Raw genomic sequence first — 16,998 nt, forward strand, 5'->3', positions numbered from 1 at the left:
TATCAGGAGCCGCGAATCAGGCGGTTGCCCGCCGTCGCGAGATCTTCTGCGGCTTTCATCATTTTGATCTGCGCTTCAAACTGGCGGTTTAGCGCAATGCTGGAGACCATCTCGTCGATCGCCGACACGTTGGCGCTCTCCAAATGCCCGGAAGCCACCATCACCTCTTCATCGCGCGGGTTAACCGCCGCATTGCTCACCAGAAAGCCATCAGCATTTTTGCTCAGCTCACTGGCCGGCACGTTAACCAGCTTGACGCGATCGTTATCCACCGGCGCGGCGATGTCACCGTCGTCGGGCACGATGGTTATCACCCCGTCCTCGCCGATGCTGACGGAGGAGAACGGCGGCAGAACTATGGGGCCGTTGTCACCTTCCACCGGCAGCCCGTTGATAGACAGCTCGCCATCGGCGTTGACGTCAATCTGGCCGTTGCGGGTATAGACCTCACGATTGCCGCTGCTCAGGGCGATCAGCCCCTCGCCCTTAATCGCCAGATCCAGGCTGCGCCCGGTTTCACGGACCGCGCCGGGGGTCATGTCCACGCCACCCTGAGTGGGCAGGGTCATATAGCGGGAGGCGTAACCCTCGCCGCTCACCTGCTGCGTGATCGCGCGATCGAGATCGCCGCGAAAGCCCTGGGTGTTGACGTTCGCCAGGTTATTCGCGTGGATCTCCTGCTGCGACAGTGTGCGTGATGCGCCGCTTACGGCGGTAAAAATCAATCGATCCATTACACCGCCTGGAAGAGCGCATTCATCATGTTGTCGTTAGTGCTGATCACCTTGGTGTTGGCCTGGTAGTTACGCTGCGCGGTCATCAGCCCGACCAGCTCAGAGGTCAGGTCGACGTTGGACTGCTCCAGCGCCCCGGCGGTAATCGAGCCCAGCAGGCCTGTACCTGGCGCGCCTGTCAGCGGTGCGCCCGAGCTGGCGGTTTGCGTCCAGGTGGTGCCGTCCTGCGACTGAAGGCCGTTGGCGTTGGCAAAGTTAGCCAGCACCAGTTGCCCTTGCAGCATACGTTCACCATTGGAGAAGGTGGCGTAAACGCTGCCATCGGCATCAATCGCCTGGCCGGTACGCTCGCCGGAGGCATAGCCGCTACCCTGGTTTTTGCTCACCGAGAAATCAGAACCGTACTGCGTGGTGCCGTTGTAGCTCAGGTCGATGGAGAGCCCGGCCGCGCCCGGAATATCAACATTCAGGCTGGTCAGGTCGGTCGGTGTGGTCAGTATGCCCTGGTCGGAGAACGTCATTTCCTGGGCACTGTTTGGGATCTCGGTGTCGTCCATGTAGTAGTGGACTTCCCAGGTGTTATCGTCTTTCTTCACGAAATACTGGTTCAGGGTGTGCTCACGACCCAGAGAATCGTAGACCTGCGTAGTATAGGTATTGTTGTACGAGGTATTGTCCTTCGGGTCGAAGTTGCCGTTTGTCGGCATATCTGCGTTGGCATCGAGGTTGGCGGTGAAGTCGAGGCTGTCGGTGGCCTTCGCCGGGATCGAGCCGCTGCTGATGGTCAGATTGCCGACGGTGCCGACCTGAAGCTGGCCGTTCGCATCCACTGGGTAACCCTGCAGGTACATGCCCAGGTTATTGATCAGGTTACCGCTGCTGTCGGTGCCGAAGTAGCCCGCGCGACTGTATGCCGTGGTGCCCGCGCTGTCGCGCACGACAAAGAAACCGTTGCCGTTGATCGCCAGATCGAGGGCGTTGCCGGTGGAAGAGATGCTTCCGCCTTTGGTGATGCTTTGAGTGACACCGGAAACGCCGACGCCCAGTGGCTGGCTTTCAGCGTAAAGCGCGGAAAACTCGGCGCGGCCCGATTTAAAGCCTACGGTGCCGGAGTTGGCGATATTGTTAGAGATCGCGTTCAGCTGTTCGGTGACCGCGTTCAGGCCGGTGGTGGCAATGTTAAAGCTCATAAAAGTTCCTGTTTCATCATCTCGTGAAATCGCCTCAGACGGCGTTTTTCGAGGTTGTTCCAAATTGCGTAATGTTGTTGTAAGCGATGTCGCCAATACCGTTGATATTCAGGACGGTGGCGCTTCCGTCGAGCGGAATGCGCACGTTGGTGACCGTTCCGCCCACTTCAATCGGCACCGTCTCTTCGCCGGTATCCGTGACCACGCTCAGAGTGTATTTCCCTTCGCTGAGCCCCATCTCCGCCGGGTCGATACTGAAATCCACCTGACCCGCGTCCTGTTTGCCCAATTCGATTTTGTGCTCGACGCCCGCGGAATCTTTGACGATCACCGTCACTACGCCCGCGGCGTGCTGCAGCGTCAGACGCCCGTCCACAACCGTTTCGCCGTCGCTGTTGATGCTGTCGCTCTGCACCATCACGTGCTGGCCGACCAGATTGCCGGTGGTGAGGGTTTGCAGGTTGTCCATCAACACGGAACTGTTCGCCATCAGCTGGGACATGGTTTCCATCGACTGCACCTGAGTAAGCTGTGCCAGCTGGCTGACGTACTCGGTGCCATCCGTCGGGTTTAGCGGGTCCTGGTTCTGGATCTGTGCCACCAGCAGTTGCATAAACAGCGTGTTCATGCCAGCCGCGGTGTTGCCGTTGCCGGAGACGCTGCCGCCGAGGGAAGTCGCCTGGGCGCTGCGGGATGCGTTATTTACGTTCATGCTTAGGCTTCTCCAAGTCGCAGCAGGCTTTGCTGCATACTTTTCACACTGTTAAGCACTTCAACGTTGGTTTCGAAGCTTCGGGAGGCCGACATCATGTCCGCCATTTCTTCCACCACGTTGACGCCCGGGTAATAGACGTAGCCGTCGCCGTTCGCCAGCGGGTTATGAGGCTCGTAGCGTTCAACGGCTTCGCCGCTCTCCACAACGTCCATCACCTGAACCCGCGCGCCGGTCAGCGCCCGGCTGTGCATCAGTTCGTCGTTTTTGTAAATCGCGGCAAACACCGGACGGCGGGCTTTATAAACCCCCTCTTCGCTGGTTGCCGCTGTTTCTGCGTTGGCGAGGTTACTGGCGATGGTATTCAGACGAACGGTTTGCGCCGTCATCGCCGACCCCGAAACGCGATAAATATCGGTAAAAGCCATATTCCGTGATTACCTGCGTAGGATTACTTACCTTCAATGGCCTGCTTCAGGCCCGTAAATTTCATGTTTAAAAACGCCAGGCTCATCTGGTAATCCTGCGCGTTTTTGGCAAACTCAGCCTGCTCCACGTTCAACGATACGGTGTTGCCGTCCGAAGAGGGCTGATAAGGAACGCGATACATCTCCTGCGGCAGTGCGGTCTGCGAAAAACTCCGCGATGAACGTTGCATCTCTGCGGCAAAATCAATATCTTTAGCCTGAAAGTTGGGGGTATCGACATTGGCCAGATTGGCTGAAAGCAACTCTGCTCGGGAAAGTCGAAGTGCTACAGCCTGTGGATGAACGCCCAATGCTTTGTCAAAAGTAATACTCACAATTCACACCCTCGTGATGCTAAACCTGCGATGATTTGCTTACCCTATTAGCAAAATTCGTGCCAAGGTTTTAATATCATGATTTATAACCGTTTTAGTCATTTCCAGTCGCCAGAGGTGAAGCGTTGCTTCCGCTATGGCGTCTTCTCTTTCCTCCTGGCTTTCGCCGTCACCGCCAGTGCGGCAACGCCCGAAAAAAAAACCAACGCGCGTAAGCAGATCTACGTCGCGACGCAGCTCCACGCAGCCAAAATGATTTATCATGAAGCCAAACGCCGACAGTGGCCGGACTACCAGGCGGAGATGAATTTGTTTATCCCCTCCGAGGCATCGCACCTGGTAGTCTGCGCACAGGAACCGACCGTCACCCTGCCGGAGGGTGAACGTATCGATCTCAACCGCCTGCGTGTGGATGTACGCTGCGACGCGCCGCAGCGCTGGGACGTGGCGGTAACGGTAAAACCGGATATCTATCTTCCGGTGGTGGTCGCGCAAAACACGTTGGATCGCGGCCATCTGCTCTCCCCGGACGACATCACCATTAAGAAGCTCAATATCAGCGGCCTGCGCGGCAACTACCTGACCAACCCGGACGAGGTGATGGGGCTGACGGTGAAGCGCCGCATCCGCGATCGTCAGGCGATTGCCCTGACGCAGTTGGAAGCGCCGGTGCTGGTTGAACGCGGCCAGCGCGTGGTGATGATCGCCGAACAGGGCGGTGTGGAAGCCCGCACCGTGGGCGAGGCGATGAAAAAGGGACGTAAAGGCGAAATTATCAAGGTGAAAAATGAGAGCAGCGAACGCGTGGTGAGCGCCATCGTCGCCGACAGCGGGGTGGTGAAAATGGTCTACGCGGGAGGACGCTAAAAAAGTGCGAAATCGGTTTAAGTTTGCCCGACGACTGGCCGCTCTTACACAGTGAGGGCATCGGAAGCCCCTCTTCCGCCAGGCAGGATTCGTTAGCAACCCAAACAAAATTCGAAAAAGAGAGCGTAGCGATGAAAGTAGCAGCAACTCAGTACAACCTGGCAGGCGCCATCAATAATGCCAGCACAGCCGGGCAGACCCAGACCGTCGCGCAGAAAGGCAACAAAATTGAGCGTAGCGCCGCCGTTGACCCAATGCTGGGCGATGCACAATCTCAACTGGCCACGCTGCCGGAAGTGGATATGGCGCGCGTCGCCGAGATGAAAGAAGCCATTAGCAGCGGCAAAATCGCCATTAATCTCGATTCCCTGACCGAATCGATGCAAAAATATTTCCAGAGGTAATTATGACTAACGCTGTCCAGAGCGTTAAGACCCTGATTCAGGGCATGGCCGCCGATCGCCAGCACTACCATGCCCTGCTGCGCCTGCTTGAAACGCAGCGCGAGCACATTGTCGCCCGCCGTGCCGCTGAGCTTGACGCGCTCAACGCGCAGGTAATGGAACAGTATCAACATCTGTCCATCAACAGCCAGCAGCGCTACCGCTTGCTGAAGTCACTGGGCATCCCTGCCAGCGCCGAGGGAATGCAGTCATTGATCGCCCGCCTTCCGCCCGCCAACCGCACGCCCGTCGCCGCACTCTGGCAGGACCTGCAGCAGCAGGCCACTCGCTGTTTTTCAGCCAATGAATACAATGGCTCACTGATGAGTATGCAGCAGGAGATCCTGTTGAACGTCTTAAACGTGAATGAGCCGGAGAACTGGTTATATCAGCAGGGGTAACGCTTCCCTATTTTTCTTAAAGGCTAAACAACAGTGGATGAGAAAACGTTTAAATTCCGCCCCGATATTAATATTCATTATCGAATAAAAAAATCCAAGTATGATTGTCAGCATTTATTAATCGTGATGTCAGGGTTTAACTTACCGGACCCAACCATCTACGATTTTGATATTCTATCACACTGCCGCTCGACTGTATTATGGATCAAAGATGATTTCAAAGGGTTGCCCGCTTATTACCTGTGCAACGACATGAAATTTGATATAGAAAACGGTGTCAGTCTGCTTATTGACGCGGTCATTGACAATGTGAAGCCAGTTAATGTTTCTATACTGGGGGCCTCTAAAGGGGGCAGTGCGGCCCTGTATTATGGTATAAAACATAAAATTAAAAATATTATCACCTGCGTACCTCAATTTAGCATTGGTCGTTATGTTGCAGAAGGCCACTGGGAAGCCGTTGGCGCCGCCATGATGGGTGAAATAAGCCCTCAAAAAATATTTGCTCTTGACCGTTATATTCCAGGCATCATCAGGCATGATAATGAGACTCAACGAAACATCTACCTTTTCACGTCAAAACAAGACGTACAGTATGTTACCGAGATAGAACCCAACCTTTCTCTATTTGATAAATACCCTTTATTCAATCTCATCGAAACCTGTTCACCGCAGGTGACAAAACATACAGAAGTCACTCCCTATAACCTGCCGCTCATTCTGTCATTAATTTATCAATTTGAATCGGGTATTTTCCCTCAGTGGGGGCATATCTATAACGGCCATCACGCCTAATCAGTATTACCCGACAATCCTGTTTATATAAAAAGGAAAACAGATGCAACAGCAATCTGGCTGCGTAGCTTTTTACATGGAGACTTCTTTTCATTATGAAGTTTATCGCAATATCATATCTGTATTGCTGAGCAAAAAAGTCAAGTGCGAGTTGCTCATAAATGACTTAATCGAAAAAAACTTCGTCGCTGAGATGATTTCCGGTTTGAATAATATCAAAATGCCGGGACTCACCTGCACCACTCTCTCATGTATTTTACAGACAGAGAAAAAATATCACTGTCTGATCACACCTTATTACATTCGGCATCTGAAAAATTCAGCGCATATTCATATTCGTGCGCTATATGGTCTGGCAAAAAATCAATGGAATCATGCACACTGGAACTCAGATTACCACTATATTCTTTGTTACAGCGACTATACCCAAACATCATTGAACGTGGGTGATAAAGCCATTGTTGTCGGCAACCCACGCTTTGATGACTGGCATAATAATACCTGGTCCAGGACGCTACCGGATGGCATAAAGATTGATCCGGCGAAACCCACACTTCTTTATGCGCCAACCTACGGCGATCTCAGTTCAATTCCTCACTGGGCCGAAAGGCTGGGTCGAATGAACAAAGAATATAATATTATTGCTAAACTGCATCACCGAACGCTTTATAAAGAGAGCGAACGAAACATGCTCAAACTGGTCCGCCGTTTTATTAAGAACATTGTCAGTGATAGCGCCACGACTTTTGCCCTGCTGGACTGTGCCGACTATGTCATTACTGATAATAGCGGTTTTATTTTTGATGCGATTAATGCCGATAAAAAAGTCATTCTTTTAAACTGGCCAGGAATGGGAAAACTGTTAATCAATCAGGCATCCTATAGTTCTGTAGACAGCCCGGAACAAAAAGTTCGCGAATTTATGCCCGTTGCCACAGATATGCAAGATATCAGGCGATATTTGTCTGCTGACTATCCGTGGGAGAATCTCAATACTTCACTGCAACAGATTAAAACGCATTATTGTGACGCGTTTAATGATGGCATGGCTGGCCTGCGGGCAGCGCTGGTGATCGTTGAGGCGTTACACGAATAGTGTTAAGAATAATCTGGCCCGACGCGCGCCGGGCCAAACTCAAAAATTTTTAATCACATCGATGATCGAGGTCGTTGAAATGACGGGCGTCCGGGGTAAATAGATCACCTCAACGAGAGACGCGAGTTCATCAAATTTTCCCTGCCAGTCATTACCCATGACGAGCGTATCCGCCGCGTGTTGCTGAATATACCGGGATTTTAATTCCAGAGAGTCTTCAATAAAGACGTCATCGACATATTTTATCCCGGCCACGATAGCAAGTCGATCCTGCTCGTTATAGATAGGGTATCGCCCTTTTTTTCTGTAATTAAGCGCATCCGATGACACGCCAACCACCAGCCGTCCTCCCAGCGATTTTGCCCGGCGCAAAATATTCAGGTGGCCGACATGAAAAACATCGAACGTCCCAAAGGTAATAATTTTTTTACTGTGTTCAGGCTGGCGTACATCTGTATTCATACGTTATCTCAACAGCGATAATCCATGGAGCAACCGATAATCTGCTGTATATTGCGCCGGCGACGGGGAAGGATTTTTGCTCTGCCACGCCTCCAGCGCGCTGGCCAGCATCGCCACATCTTCCGGGGACAACTCCTGACGTTCGTCGCAACGAATGCTGCAGATCGCTTTTAAGCGGAAAAACGTCCGCGCCAGATTCAGAAAGGCTTCGCCATAGTTATCACAATGGAGACCGGGGAAAATGCGGCTGTAGAGCGCATAGAGTAAAATGTTATTGAGAAGCCAGGGCTGTTCGTTAAACAGCGGTATGGTCTGCCAGTGCGATTTGAGCGCGTCAAGCCGCTCCGCCAGTCGCGACGGCGACATAATCCCCAGCTCGCTCAGCTTCAGCGATATCACCATTTTTTCCGCCATCGGTAAATTCAGCGTCAGGCGAATCGCTCCCATCTCTTTTAACACTGCGCACGGGTTTTCCGGGATTTCCGGCAGCATCGTAAACTGCTGAGAGAGAATGCCCTGATCCGCCAGACTGGCAAGCTGATCACCCATCGACGCCAGTAACGCCGGGTCATGCTCGCCGTTATCCCGGTACTGCTGCGCTTTACTCAGCAATATGCCAATCGCGTAGAGACGCTCGTCATGTGACAGCGCCGGATGAATTGCCAGGTTGATGCACTGCTGATTCAGGACTTCGCTCCAGCCAGAAAGAACTTCTTCTCCCTGTGCCGGTGCCTGTGACGTATGCAGTACAAATGCTTCCGGGTTGAGTACAATTTCACGCGCTGCCGTTTCACACGCCATATCCAGGCTTTCACGCTGCTGGTTTTTCATTTTTATGCTGATGTACGGCCAGCCCTGCGGCGCGTTGCGGCAGGCCTGGCATTCACAGACGCTGTCCCGCGCCATAAACCGTCTTACAAATTCAGGTTGGTAATGTTCAGTCAGTTCCATAGTGCTCTCTCAGGGGGATAATCGGTTTAGCGGTGTTTGCGGAAAAACCAGTGGGTACAGTCGATGACCTCACCGCTTTTCGGGTCCGGATGGAGTTGTAAAAAGGCGAAACCGGGACTAAAACCGAGCCATACGTCGCCACGCCCCATCACCCCGGCCCAGCAGCGGTCAAGGTTGACGTCCTGCGCCATCCCCTGGCGATAGGCGCTTAATAGTTCGCCATAATAGGGCGCATTGATCGCGTAGGCGCAGCCACACCCGGCGTTGAAGATACGCGCGACGCCCGGCATCGATTGCATCGGCGTGAAGTTTTCATAACGCGCCCCCAATGTCAGCCCGTGCCAGGCGACCTGCTCCAGTCCGTTCAGCAGTTTGTTGACGTAGAGGATCGTGTTCTCTTTTTTGACAAACTGAATATCGGCGTCGAGCAACAGCACATTGCGCCAGCCCTGCTGCTGCGCCTCCTCCAGTACCTGGCAGTGGGTTTCGAGCTCAAGCGTCTGCTTCTCCACCGGCCAAATTTGACTGGCGCGAACGCCAAACGCCATCAGCGCTTCGCAGCGCGCCTGGAGCGCAGACGCCTGACCGCCATCAAACAGTACCGCGATTTTTTCAAAGATCGCCCAGTTCACTTGCGTATTTATCGGGGCATGGCTCAGGCGGCGATAGTGCGCCAGCAGGTTCGGGTCGCTGACAAAATCCTCAATCGTGAGATCCACCGGTGTGGAAGTGCTCATTACAAAGTCTTTGTCGTAGGTATTGTGGCTATGCGAAATGCACAGAATGGACTGCTTCGGGTCGATCTGCAGCACCGGCGTAGTAAACCCGTTCAGAAACGATGTCTCCTCGGCACGGGTCGCGGTATCGTCATAACGATGCTTTTTCAGGAAGTTGCGATGAAACCCAAAAGTACCGTTCAGCGCATGCCTGGGGCCAAAAGCATGGGTAAGATAAATTTTATTCAGATGGCTGTACCAGATATAGAGACGATCGGTGCCGGAGAAAAGCGCGTTGTTCTCCTGCATTTGCGCCACCTGATGAGAAATTTTATTCGGCGGGTAGTAGTCATCATCATCAAAGCAGAGGATGTATTCGCCTTTCGCCAGCTCGTTGAGCATATTGCGTTTTTGCCCAAGCACCAGTCGCTCTTCGCTGTGAATATAGCGCACGTTCGGGCACGCCGGGTCGACCATCATTGCAATGAGGTCAGCATTGCTCTGCGCAGAGTCATCAAGAATCACCAGCTCACGCTTCTCCGCCGGGTAGTCCTGGTACTGCCACATATAAAGCAGATAGGGCAGAAATTCGCGACGGTTATAGGTAGGGCAGACCACACTGATAAACGGCGTGTGCCGGGGAGAGACCGTCTTCTGACGTTTCATCAACGTGTCCATCAGCGAGGCGGACCCGGTTTTTTTTACGTTTGCCATCGTTCTTATCGTTGTTGTTGGAGGATCTGCTGGCGCATCCAGCACTGCGCGGAAATAGCGTCTGTGGTTTTCTGTTCGCGGCGCGTATGTTCAGCCTGCTTGTCAGCGCGTTTCGCATCCAGCACCAGCTCCAGGCTCTTCTCACGCCGCGACGCCGTCAGCAACCTGCCCTGGATTTGCTGCGCTTCCAGGCGGGCCAGCGCCTGCTCCTGTTTCTGCCAGTCAATGACCCGCTGAATGTTGTGCTTATATTTTGACTGGTTGAACATCATTGCCGCGTTGCCACCCTGAGCGGCTGACATCCCGGTGGCCAGCGAGGTCAGACCGGCGATATTCTTCTCAAAGCGCTGGCAGAGCTGGTTCTGTGAAGCCAGTTTGCCGGCTAAGTCATTCACCGCGCGATGTCGCAGCAGATGGAGTTGTTCCAGCGTTGATATCAGTTTGCTCATCGTTCAGCCTTATCCCGCTTGCGCCAGCGCGCACAAATCATTGACGACCGCGGCGATTGGCGCGGCATCCTGCACTTCCTGCTGTAAAAACTGGGTGATGGCGGGAGACAGGCGCACAGATCTGTCGGCCAACGCATCGGCACCCGCTACATACCCCCCCAGCGGGATCAGCGGTTTAATATTTTGATATTCCGCGTAAAGCTGCTTGAGGGTACGGGCGGCGAGCTGATGCTCCCGCGTGGTTATCTGGCTCATACAGCGGCTGATGGACTGGCCGATATCGATAGCCGGATAGTGTCCGGCTTCAGCCAGATGGCGAGACAGAACGATATGCCCGTCGAGTACTGCACGGGCGCAGTCGACGATCGGGTCCTGCTGATCGTCCCCTTCCGCCAGTACGGTATAGATCGCGGTCATCGAACCCGCGCCTTCACTGTTACCGGCGCTTTCCACCAGACGAGGGATCATGCCGAACGCCGAGGGCGGATACCCTTTCGTGGCAGGCGGTTCACCCAGCGACAGAGCGATTTCACGCTGCGCCATAGCGTAGCGCGTCAAAGAATCGACCAGCAGCAGCACATCTTTACCTTTGTCACGATAGTAGCTGGCGATGGTGTGGCACAGTTCGGTGGCTTTCATACGCATCAGCGGCGACTCATCGGCCGGTGCCGCGACAATCACCGATTTCGCCAGCCCTTCGACCTTCAGCGAATTTTCAATAAACTCTCTCACCTCGCGGCCGCGTTCGCCAATCAGGCCAACCACCACCACTTCCGCCTGGGTATAGCGGGTGATCATGCCGAGCAGTACGCTCTTGCCGACGCCGCTGCCCGCCATCAGCCCCACGCGCTGACCCTTGCCGATGGTCAACAGGCCGTTAATGGCGCGCACGCCCACGTCCAGCGGCGATTCAACCGGCTGGCGTTTCAGGGGGTGGATCTGCGGCAGTTGCTGCGCCAGCAGCGTATCGCCGCCCAGCTTGCCCTTATCATCAATCGGCTCGCCCAGGCCATTTACCACGCGGCCCAGCCACTGATCGCCAATCATCGCTCCTTCGCTTTTTCCGGCCGGAAAGACGCGCGCCCCGGCAATCAGGCCGGACGGCTGTTTGAAGGGCATCAGGTAGGTCACTTCGCGGTCAAAACCAACCACCTGCGCATCCAGGGTTTCACCATCCACGCTTTCCACGCGGCAGATCTGGCCTACGGCCAGGCGGCAGCCGACGCACTCCAGCAAAATGCCGTTCACGCGCACCAGACGCCCGGCGACGCGCGCCAGATCTATCTGTTCGATCGATTTCAGCGCCTGTTCGAAATCAAGGCTGCTCATGGGTCACATCCGACAGCAGGTTTTCTTTCAGCACATCGACACACTGATCCAGACGATGCTGACAGCCGACGTCTATTTCAGTGGTGTCGGTCACCACGCGGCATTCGCCCGGCTCCAGGGTGGCATCGGCTGCCAGCCCCCATTCGCGAGTTTTCTCCGGCTCCGCTTCGCTGATGCGCTGAAACTCTTGCGCATTCAGCAATACGCGTACCTGTTCCGGCGGCTGCGGCAGGCTGGTTAACGCCTCTTCCACCAGCGCCAGCAGTTGCGTGGGTTGCAGCGCCAGTTCGCAGCGGATCACCTGACGGGTCACTTTTTCCACCAGTTGCAGCAGCTCTTCGCGGCGGCGCTGCTCATAACGTTCAAGATAATGCTGTACTTCCGTGGCGATGCGCTCAAACGGTGCGGCGGCCTCCATAAACTGCTGGCGTGCCTGCTGTTTGCCTTCCGCCAGCCCTTTGCGCATCCCCTCGTCGAATCCGAGACGCACTCCCTCCTGGTAGCCTTCCTCTTTCCCTTCGGCCATCCCCAGGGCAAACCCCTGGTTCATGCCGTCCTGAAAACCCTCTTTTTTCTGCTGCTGGTATTCTGCGGGATCGAGCGCGCGCGTCCCCTCCTCTTCGCGCGGCGGACCGTTCTGCACCCAGCGTTTACGCAGCGGAGGGAATTTGTGCAGGCGCGGCTTCACCACCGCCTGGCGGCGAGGAGTCAGGGCATCAAGCGGCAGATTGCGACGTTTAAACATGCCTTACTCCACCGTCTGCTCGGCAAACAGCTGCACCTGGATTTCGCCCTCTTCGGCGAGCTGACGCACCACCTGCATGATCTCTTTGCGCACCTGCTCAATGCGACTGACCGGCACCGGCCCGAGACGCGAAGTGGTATTTTGCAGCAGCGTCACCTGACGCTTAGGCATAACGTTGAAAATCGCCTGGCGCAGAACCGGCTCGGTGCCTTTCAGCGCCACAGCCCAGTCCTCCAGCGGGATTTCATCCAGCAAATACTGCAAGGTCACCTGCGTCTGGCGACTGAGGATATAGAACTCATACATCTCATCTTTCAGATCGTCGACCACCTTCTCGTCGCGCTCGCGCAGCTGATCCAACAGGATCTGCTGGTTGCTCGGAATACGGTTGACAATGTTGGCGGCGTGCTTAATGCCGATCACTTTTGAGCCATGTTCAGAGAGCACCGCCACGCCGCGATCGATTAAGCGGTCGAGTTCGTCGATCACATCGCGGTTAATATCATCGAGGCGTGCGATGCGGTAGATAATCTCATCCTGGCGTTCGCGCGGCAGAACATTCAGCACGCTGGCAGCAATATCCGGCGGCAGGAAGGCGAGGAAAACTGCCTGCAACTGCAGGTGCTCCTGCTCAATCAGCGCCGCCAGCTGCGGAATATCCACCCACTGCAGGCGCGCCATGCGGTAGCGGATCTCATCGCCATAGATGCCGTTAATCACGCTGCGGGCAATTTCGCCACCCAGCGCTTTTTCCAGAATGCTGCGCAGATAGGTGCGCGACGCACCGTTGATCCCGCTCTGCTCGCGGTAATCCGAGAAGAAGTTGTTCATCGCCTGGCGCGCCTGGTTTACCTTTACATCATGTAAACGCGCCATGGTTTCGCTGAGCAGCACCACCTCTTCACGATCCATTTTTCTCATCACCTGAGCGGCGGCCTCTTCACCCACGCTCAACAGGAGGATTGCCGCCTGCTCCAGGCGGCTGCGCCCGGCTGCCCCGTCGCTGCTATGATTATTCCGGTTTACTGTTGCTTCGCTCATTGCTGTTGATCCATTGTTTCAGTACGTCCGCTACACGCTCGGTTTCACTCTGCGCCAGCACCTGGAGATATTCGACTTTCGCTTCCAGACCGGAGCTCTGCGGCGGCAGATGATCGTCATTATGGAAGCCCACTTTCGGCAGGCCATTCGACAGGCCGTCTTCCGCCATCACTCCCTCATGGCTCAGCAGAATGTTCTCAGGTTCTGCTTCTTTCTCGATGGCGACCCGTTCACGGCGGCCAAAGCGCTGCGCCAGCGGACGCACGCAAAACAGCAGGGTTAACAGCGCCAGCAGGCCAATGCCGCCATTCTGCCCCCAGTACTGCATGGACGGGTCCTGCCACCACTTCAGCTCCGGCATGACATTTCCTTCCGGCGCGGTAAAGGCCAGCACGTCCATCGTCAGGACATCGCCGCGCGATTTTTCGATACCGGCGGCGCTCTCCACCAGACGCGTCATAGAGGCCAGCTGTTCCGGAGTCATTTTCGCCAGCGCCGGTGCCGACTTGTTCAGCGCCACGGCGACGCTCATTTTTTCCAGCTTGTAGCCAGGGTGGCGGATATGGCGAATATCGCGGTCAAAGGCGTATTTACGCTGCTGCTGGCTGCGGCTGGAGAGCGAACGCGGGTCGGCGCTGTCGCCGTTCGCCGCGTTCGCGTCAGGCTGTACGCCCGCCGCCTGATTTGCCGCAGCCTGCGGCGCCTGGTTCACCGGGCGATTGCTCAGGGAGCCAGGAATGCCGAACGCCATTTCGTTGGTGGTGTTTTCCTGTGTGACCTGCTCATCGCTGACGAGCGGCTCTTTCCCAAGGCGCTCCTGCGTCTCTTCCACGCGGCTCAGGTTGACGTCCGGCGCAACGCTGATGCGAAAGTTGCCCGCGCCGACCAGAGAGGTCAGCAGGCTGGCGATGTTCTGGCTGGTATCGGCGCGGATGCGCTGCACCACATCGCTGCCCGGCCCCTTACCCGCCAGCGCGCCATCCGGCCCGTCGATACCGGCCGAGAGCAGATTCCCCGCCTGGTCTACCACGCGGACATTCGTTGGCAACATGCCGGGCACGCTGCCGGAAACCAGTTGAACGATAGAAGCAACCTGCGTATCATCCAGCTTTTTGCCGTAGCGTAGCTGCACCATCACCGAGGCGCTGCTGCCCGGTTTGTTCGCCAGCACGAATGAGCTCGCTTCGCTGATCCCAAGATGCACGCGGGCATTTTCCACCGCTTCCAGCGCCATAATGCTTTTCGCCAGCTCACCCTCCATGCTGCGCTTGTAGCGCACGTTCTGAATAAACTGGCTGCTGCCCAGCATCTCTTCTTTGTCCATCAGCTCATAGCCCTCCGGCGTGAGCGCACTGATGCCCTTCGCCGCCAACGCCATACGCGCCTGAGAGAGTTTGCTTTCGCTGACCAGGATCTGGCCGTTGTCCGGGTTAATACGGTAAGGAATGGTTTCCGCCCCCAACACCTCCACCACCTGAGAGACCGGGAGATGCTCTTGCGAACCATAAAGCGCCACATAGCCCTGATTGCGGTTCCACAGGGAAAGCACGATGCCGAGCGTCAGTACCACGCCACCGACGATAGCCAGCAGTTGCGTTTTATTCAGGCCGGAAGGCAGTGAAACGGCGGGAAGACGAGATTTGATCTTGTTTAACACGATTAAAACCTTAGAGCGGAGTATTCATCACTTCGTCCAGCGCGCTGGTGAGCTTATTGCGCACCTGCATCATGGCCGAGAAAGCCACACTGGCCTTTTGACTTTCGATCATTGCACCGGCTAAATCATCGCTCTGACCCATATCAATCGCTTTCTGTTTTGCGCCCGCGCTGTGCTGAATGGCATCAACATTATCGATAGCGTTATTAAGAACCTGACCAAAAGAAAGCGGTTCGCTGGCCGCGAACGCGCTGCTGGCGGGCTGTACCGACGTGTGCGCATCCAGTCCGCTGGCAGAGGCCAGCGCGGCGGTGTGCTGCATCCGGCTCAGTATCTCCGTCTGCGTCGGGTTCATGCCTGTTGCTCGTATTTCATCCATTACTCAATCCTTCCTGGCCTCAGGAGTCACATTCAAGGTCGATGCCTTCATCACGCATCGAAGCGAGGCGATAACGCAGGGCGCGGGGGGTGATGCCTAAAAATTCGGCGGTCTTTGATTTATTGCCTTTATGGCGCTTCAGCAAGTCGATGATGTACTGGTATTCCGCCAGACGGCCATGCAGCTTGACGTCACGGATCGCCGATGCGCCCGCACTCTCCTGCTCGCGGTAGGCGGGCATCATGTCGATGGCCGGGGTTTCCGGCAGCATCACCCGCGCAACCAGACCGAAATCAGCGGCGCTGACCTCTTCGCCATTGCATAAAATCATGCCGCGCTGAATCACGTTTTCCAGCTCTCGTACATTGCCCGGCCAGTCGTAGCCCAGCAACGCCTTACGCGCATCATCGCCAAGGCGTAAGCTCCCCTTGTGAAAAGCGCGGTATTTGGCGATAAAGCGCTGCGCCAGCGGCAGAATGTCCTGCTTACGTTCACGCAGCGGCGTAATATGAATCGGCACCACCGAAATACGGTAAAAGAGATCCTGGCGGAAACGGCCTTCCGCAATTTCCTGCTGCAAATCTTTATTTGTGGAAGCAATTAAACGAATATCCAGCGGAATGCGTTTATGGCTACCAAGACGTTCGACTTCCTGCTCCTGTAATACGCGCAGTAATTTCGCCTGCAGCGCCAGCGGCATGTCGCCAATTTCATCCAGCAGCAGCGTGCCGCCGTTGGCCTGCTCAAATTTACCCGCCACGCTGGCTACCGCGCCGGTAAATGCGCCTTTTTCATAACCGAATAAAATGGCTTCCAGCATACTTTCCGGAATCGCCGCACAGTTAACCCCCACATAAGGAGCCTCGCTGCCACAGGCGTGTTCATGAATGTATTTCGCAACACACTCTTTACCTGTTCCCGTTTCGCCAGTAATGAGAACTGAAACATTATAGTTAGCAACACGGCGGGCTAACGACATTACGTTAACGCTGGCAGGGGAAACAGCAATAAAGCCGTTTTCATTGCGCTCTTCACGGTCAATGATAATGCTCATCAGGAGTACCAACAGAAAGAACAAATAAAAGATACCCCACTCTACTTTTATTAAACACATCGCCACGTAATATTATCCGTAGCACGCACAACAAGGCGAAAAACGAAATGTTAATAAAAATAAGTAGGATGTTAACCTTTCATAAAAGGGCATGATTTATGAAAGTGAGTGCAGTATACCCACGGACTCAGAATTGTCTTTTTTTTAATGGGTATTAAAATATTAATCATTTAAAAACAATAACTTATAAAAGTTATTAATCAATATAATCGCAGATAAATAATGGATTAATAACCCATTACCTATTGCAAATAAAAGCCTGTAATTGTCTAATCCTCTTCCTGATGAATGGAGTGTAAGTCTGCACCTCGCGAAGTTTCCCCGATGTTGTAGTAGAGCGACACGAGATTGTAAAAACTCAAATGCTTCCACGATTTTTTTGTAGATAGCGCCATTCAGAT

20 protein-coding genes are annotated in these 16,998 nt (G+C 54.7%); 5 read left to right on the plus strand and 15 right to left on the minus strand.

Annotated features, from left to right (window positions below):
- Window positions 1-2: 2 nt before the first annotated feature.
- Genes APU02_RS17900 through flgB form a run of 5 tightly spaced genes read right to left on the minus strand, consistent with a single transcriptional unit; the run spans window position 3 to window position 3,438 of the window.
- On the minus strand, window positions 3-734 hold the full coding sequence (locus tag APU02_RS17900; RefSeq protein WP_060570810.1) for a flagellar basal body rod protein FlgF: 732 nt from the start codon (window positions 732-734) through the stop codon (window positions 3-5).
- Window positions 734-1,924: a flagellar hook protein FlgE gene (gene flgE, locus APU02_RS17905; RefSeq protein WP_060570811.1), complete on the minus strand. Its 1,191-nt coding sequence runs from the start codon at window positions 1,922-1,924 to the stop codon at window positions 734-736. The genes APU02_RS17900 and flgE overlap by 1 nt, the downstream gene beginning before the upstream one ends.
- Window positions 1,925-1,958: 34 nt before the next feature.
- A complete protein-coding gene (flgD, locus tag APU02_RS17910) occupies window positions 1,959-2,636 on the minus strand; it encodes a flagellar hook assembly protein FlgD (RefSeq protein WP_060570812.1) in 678 nt (225 codons plus the stop codon).
- Window positions 2,637-2,638: 2 nt separating this feature from the next.
- Window positions 2,639-3,064 carry a flagellar basal body rod protein FlgC gene (gene flgC, locus APU02_RS17915; protein WP_042289114.1) on the minus strand — a complete coding sequence of 142 codons (426 nt, stop codon included), beginning with the start codon at window positions 3,062-3,064 and terminating at the stop codon, window positions 2,639-2,641.
- A 23-nt stretch (window positions 3,065-3,087) separates the two neighbouring features.
- Window positions 3,088-3,438, minus strand: a complete 351-nt coding sequence (flgB, locus tag APU02_RS17920; protein WP_042289116.1) for a flagellar basal body rod protein FlgB — start codon at window positions 3,436-3,438, stop codon at window positions 3,088-3,090.
- Between the two features lie 78 nt (window positions 3,439-3,516).
- Here flgB and flgA point away from each other — a divergent pair, with 78 nt between their 5' ends.
- The 5 genes from flgA to APU02_RS17945 all read left to right on the plus strand — a co-directional run bounded on the left by flgA (window position 3,517) and on the right by APU02_RS17945 (window position 7,040).
- Window positions 3,517-4,305 carry a flagellar basal body P-ring formation chaperone FlgA gene (gene flgA, locus APU02_RS17925; protein ID WP_042289117.1) on the plus strand — a complete coding sequence of 263 codons (789 nt, stop codon included), beginning with the start codon at window positions 3,517-3,519 and terminating at the stop codon, window positions 4,303-4,305.
- Between the two features lie 131 nt (window positions 4,306-4,436).
- Window positions 4,437-4,709: a flagellar biosynthesis anti-sigma factor FlgM gene (gene flgM, locus APU02_RS17930; RefSeq protein WP_042289118.1), complete on the plus strand. Its 273-nt coding sequence runs from the start codon at window positions 4,437-4,439 to the stop codon at window positions 4,707-4,709.
- Window positions 4,710-4,711: 2 nt separating this feature from the next.
- On the plus strand, window positions 4,712-5,149 hold the full coding sequence (locus tag APU02_RS17935) for a flagellar protein FlgN (protein WP_042289119.1): 438 nt from the start codon (window positions 4,712-4,714) through the stop codon (window positions 5,147-5,149).
- Between the two features lie 33 nt (window positions 5,150-5,182).
- Window positions 5,183-5,944 carry a hypothetical protein gene (locus tag APU02_RS17940; RefSeq protein ID WP_060570813.1) on the plus strand — a complete coding sequence of 254 codons (762 nt, stop codon included), beginning with the start codon at window positions 5,183-5,185 and terminating at the stop codon, window positions 5,942-5,944.
- 43 nt (window positions 5,945-5,987) lie between these two features.
- Window positions 5,988-7,040, plus strand: coding sequence for a CDP-glycerol glycerophosphotransferase family protein (locus tag APU02_RS17945; protein ID WP_072197143.1), 1,053 nt, complete (start codon window positions 5,988-5,990; stop codon window positions 7,038-7,040).
- 39 nt (window positions 7,041-7,079) lie between these two features.
- Here the strand turns inward: APU02_RS17945 and APU02_RS17950 are convergent, their stop codons facing one another.
- From APU02_RS17950 to APU02_RS17995, 10 genes are read right to left on the minus strand one after another with little or no spacing between them, the layout of a single operon-like run.
- Window positions 7,080-7,502, minus strand: a complete 423-nt coding sequence (locus APU02_RS17950) for an adenylyltransferase/cytidyltransferase family protein (protein WP_042289123.1) — start codon at window positions 7,500-7,502, stop codon at window positions 7,080-7,082.
- A 3-nt stretch (window positions 7,503-7,505) separates the two neighbouring features.
- On the minus strand, window positions 7,506-8,453 hold the full coding sequence (locus APU02_RS17955; protein ID WP_042289125.1) for a hypothetical protein: 948 nt from the start codon (window positions 8,451-8,453) through the stop codon (window positions 7,506-7,508).
- 26 nt (window positions 8,454-8,479) lie between these two features.
- Complete coding sequence (locus APU02_RS17960; RefSeq protein ID WP_072197144.1) at window positions 8,480-9,883, minus strand: glycosyltransferase family 2 protein; 1,404 nt, start codon at window positions 9,881-9,883, stop codon at window positions 8,480-8,482.
- A gap of 5 nt (window positions 9,884-9,888) precedes the next feature.
- Window positions 9,889-10,332 carry a flagellar export protein FliJ gene (gene fliJ / locus APU02_RS17965; RefSeq protein ID WP_060570814.1) on the minus strand — a complete coding sequence of 148 codons (444 nt, stop codon included), beginning with the start codon at window positions 10,330-10,332 and terminating at the stop codon, window positions 9,889-9,891.
- A 9-nt stretch (window positions 10,333-10,341) separates the two neighbouring features.
- Window positions 10,342-11,661: a flagellar protein export ATPase FliI gene (gene fliI / locus APU02_RS17970; RefSeq protein WP_060570815.1), complete on the minus strand. Its 1,320-nt coding sequence runs from the start codon at window positions 11,659-11,661 to the stop codon at window positions 10,342-10,344.
- Entirely contained in the window at window positions 11,648-12,406 is a 759-nt protein-coding gene (gene fliH, locus APU02_RS17975) for a flagellar assembly protein FliH (RefSeq protein ID WP_042289133.1), read from the minus strand. The genes fliI and fliH overlap by 14 nt, the downstream gene beginning before the upstream one ends.
- Window positions 12,407-12,409: 3 nt before the next feature.
- Window positions 12,410-13,447, minus strand: coding sequence for a flagellar motor switch protein FliG (locus tag APU02_RS17980; RefSeq protein ID WP_042289135.1), 1,038 nt, complete (start codon window positions 13,445-13,447; stop codon window positions 12,410-12,412).
- Window positions 13,419-15,104, minus strand: a complete 1,686-nt coding sequence (gene fliF / locus APU02_RS17985; protein WP_060570816.1) for a flagellar basal-body MS-ring/collar protein FliF — start codon at window positions 15,102-15,104, stop codon at window positions 13,419-13,421. The genes APU02_RS17980 and fliF overlap by 29 nt, the downstream gene beginning before the upstream one ends.
- A 10-nt stretch (window positions 15,105-15,114) precedes the next feature.
- On the minus strand, window positions 15,115-15,483 hold the full coding sequence (fliE, locus tag APU02_RS17990) for a flagellar hook-basal body complex protein FliE (protein ID WP_060570817.1): 369 nt from the start codon (window positions 15,481-15,483) through the stop codon (window positions 15,115-15,117).
- Between the two features lie 19 nt (window positions 15,484-15,502).
- Window positions 15,503-16,540: a sigma-54 dependent transcriptional regulator gene (locus tag APU02_RS17995; protein ID WP_042289736.1), complete on the minus strand. Its 1,038-nt coding sequence runs from the start codon at window positions 16,538-16,540 to the stop codon at window positions 15,503-15,505.
- Window positions 16,541-16,998: the final 458 nt, after the last annotated feature.

Origin of the sequence: Citrobacter sp. 50677481 (genome assembly GCF_001463265.1) — a bacterium.
GTDB lineage: Bacteria > Pseudomonadota > Gammaproteobacteria > Enterobacterales > Enterobacteriaceae > Citrobacter_A > Citrobacter_A sedlakii.

What these genes read in the sequence shown, in the direction of transcription:
- APU02_RS17900 (WP_060570810.1), bottom strand. Translation starts at nt 734, where the DNA reads ATGGATCGATTGATTTTTACCGCCGTAAGCGGCGCATCACGCACACTG.
- flgE (WP_060570811.1), bottom strand. Translation starts at nt 1,924, where the DNA reads ATGAGCTTTAACATTGCCACCACCGGCCTGAACGCGGTCACCGAACAG.
- flgD (WP_060570812.1), bottom strand. Translation starts at nt 2,636, where the DNA reads ATGAACGTAAATAACGCATCCCGCAGCGCCCAGGCGACTTCCCTCGGC.
- flgC (WP_042289114.1), bottom strand. Translation starts at nt 3,064, where the DNA reads ATGGCTTTTACCGATATTTATCGCGTTTCGGGGTCGGCGATGACGGCG.
- flgA (WP_042289117.1), top strand. Translation starts at nt 3,517, where the DNA reads ATGATTTATAACCGTTTTAGTCATTTCCAGTCGCCAGAGGTGAAGCGT.
- flgM (WP_042289118.1), top strand. Translation starts at nt 4,437, where the DNA reads ATGAAAGTAGCAGCAACTCAGTACAACCTGGCAGGCGCCATCAATAAT.
- APU02_RS17935 (WP_042289119.1), top strand. Translation starts at nt 4,712, where the DNA reads ATGACTAACGCTGTCCAGAGCGTTAAGACCCTGATTCAGGGCATGGCC.
- APU02_RS17945 (WP_072197143.1), top strand. Translation starts at nt 5,988, where the DNA reads ATGCAACAGCAATCTGGCTGCGTAGCTTTTTACATGGAGACTTCTTTT.
- APU02_RS17950 (WP_042289123.1), bottom strand. Translation starts at nt 7,502, where the DNA reads ATGAATACAGATGTACGCCAGCCTGAACACAGTAAAAAAATTATTACC.
- APU02_RS17955 (WP_042289125.1), bottom strand. Translation starts at nt 8,453, where the DNA reads ATGGAACTGACTGAACATTACCAACCTGAATTTGTAAGACGGTTTATG.
- APU02_RS17960 (WP_072197144.1), bottom strand. Translation starts at nt 9,883, where the DNA reads ATGGCAAACGTAAAAAAAACCGGGTCCGCCTCGCTGATGGACACGTTG.
- fliJ (WP_060570814.1), bottom strand. Translation starts at nt 10,332, where the DNA reads ATGAGCAAACTGATATCAACGCTGGAACAACTCCATCTGCTGCGACAT.
- fliI (WP_060570815.1), bottom strand. Translation starts at nt 11,661, where the DNA reads ATGAGCAGCCTTGATTTCGAACAGGCGCTGAAATCGATCGAACAGATA.
- fliH (WP_042289133.1), bottom strand. Translation starts at nt 12,406, where the DNA reads ATGTTTAAACGTCGCAATCTGCCGCTTGATGCCCTGACTCCTCGCCGC.
- APU02_RS17980 (WP_042289135.1), bottom strand. Translation starts at nt 13,447, where the DNA reads ATGAGCGAAGCAACAGTAAACCGGAATAATCATAGCAGCGACGGGGCA.
- fliE (WP_060570817.1), bottom strand. Translation starts at nt 15,483, where the DNA reads ATGGATGAAATACGAGCAACAGGCATGAACCCGACGCAGACGGAGATA.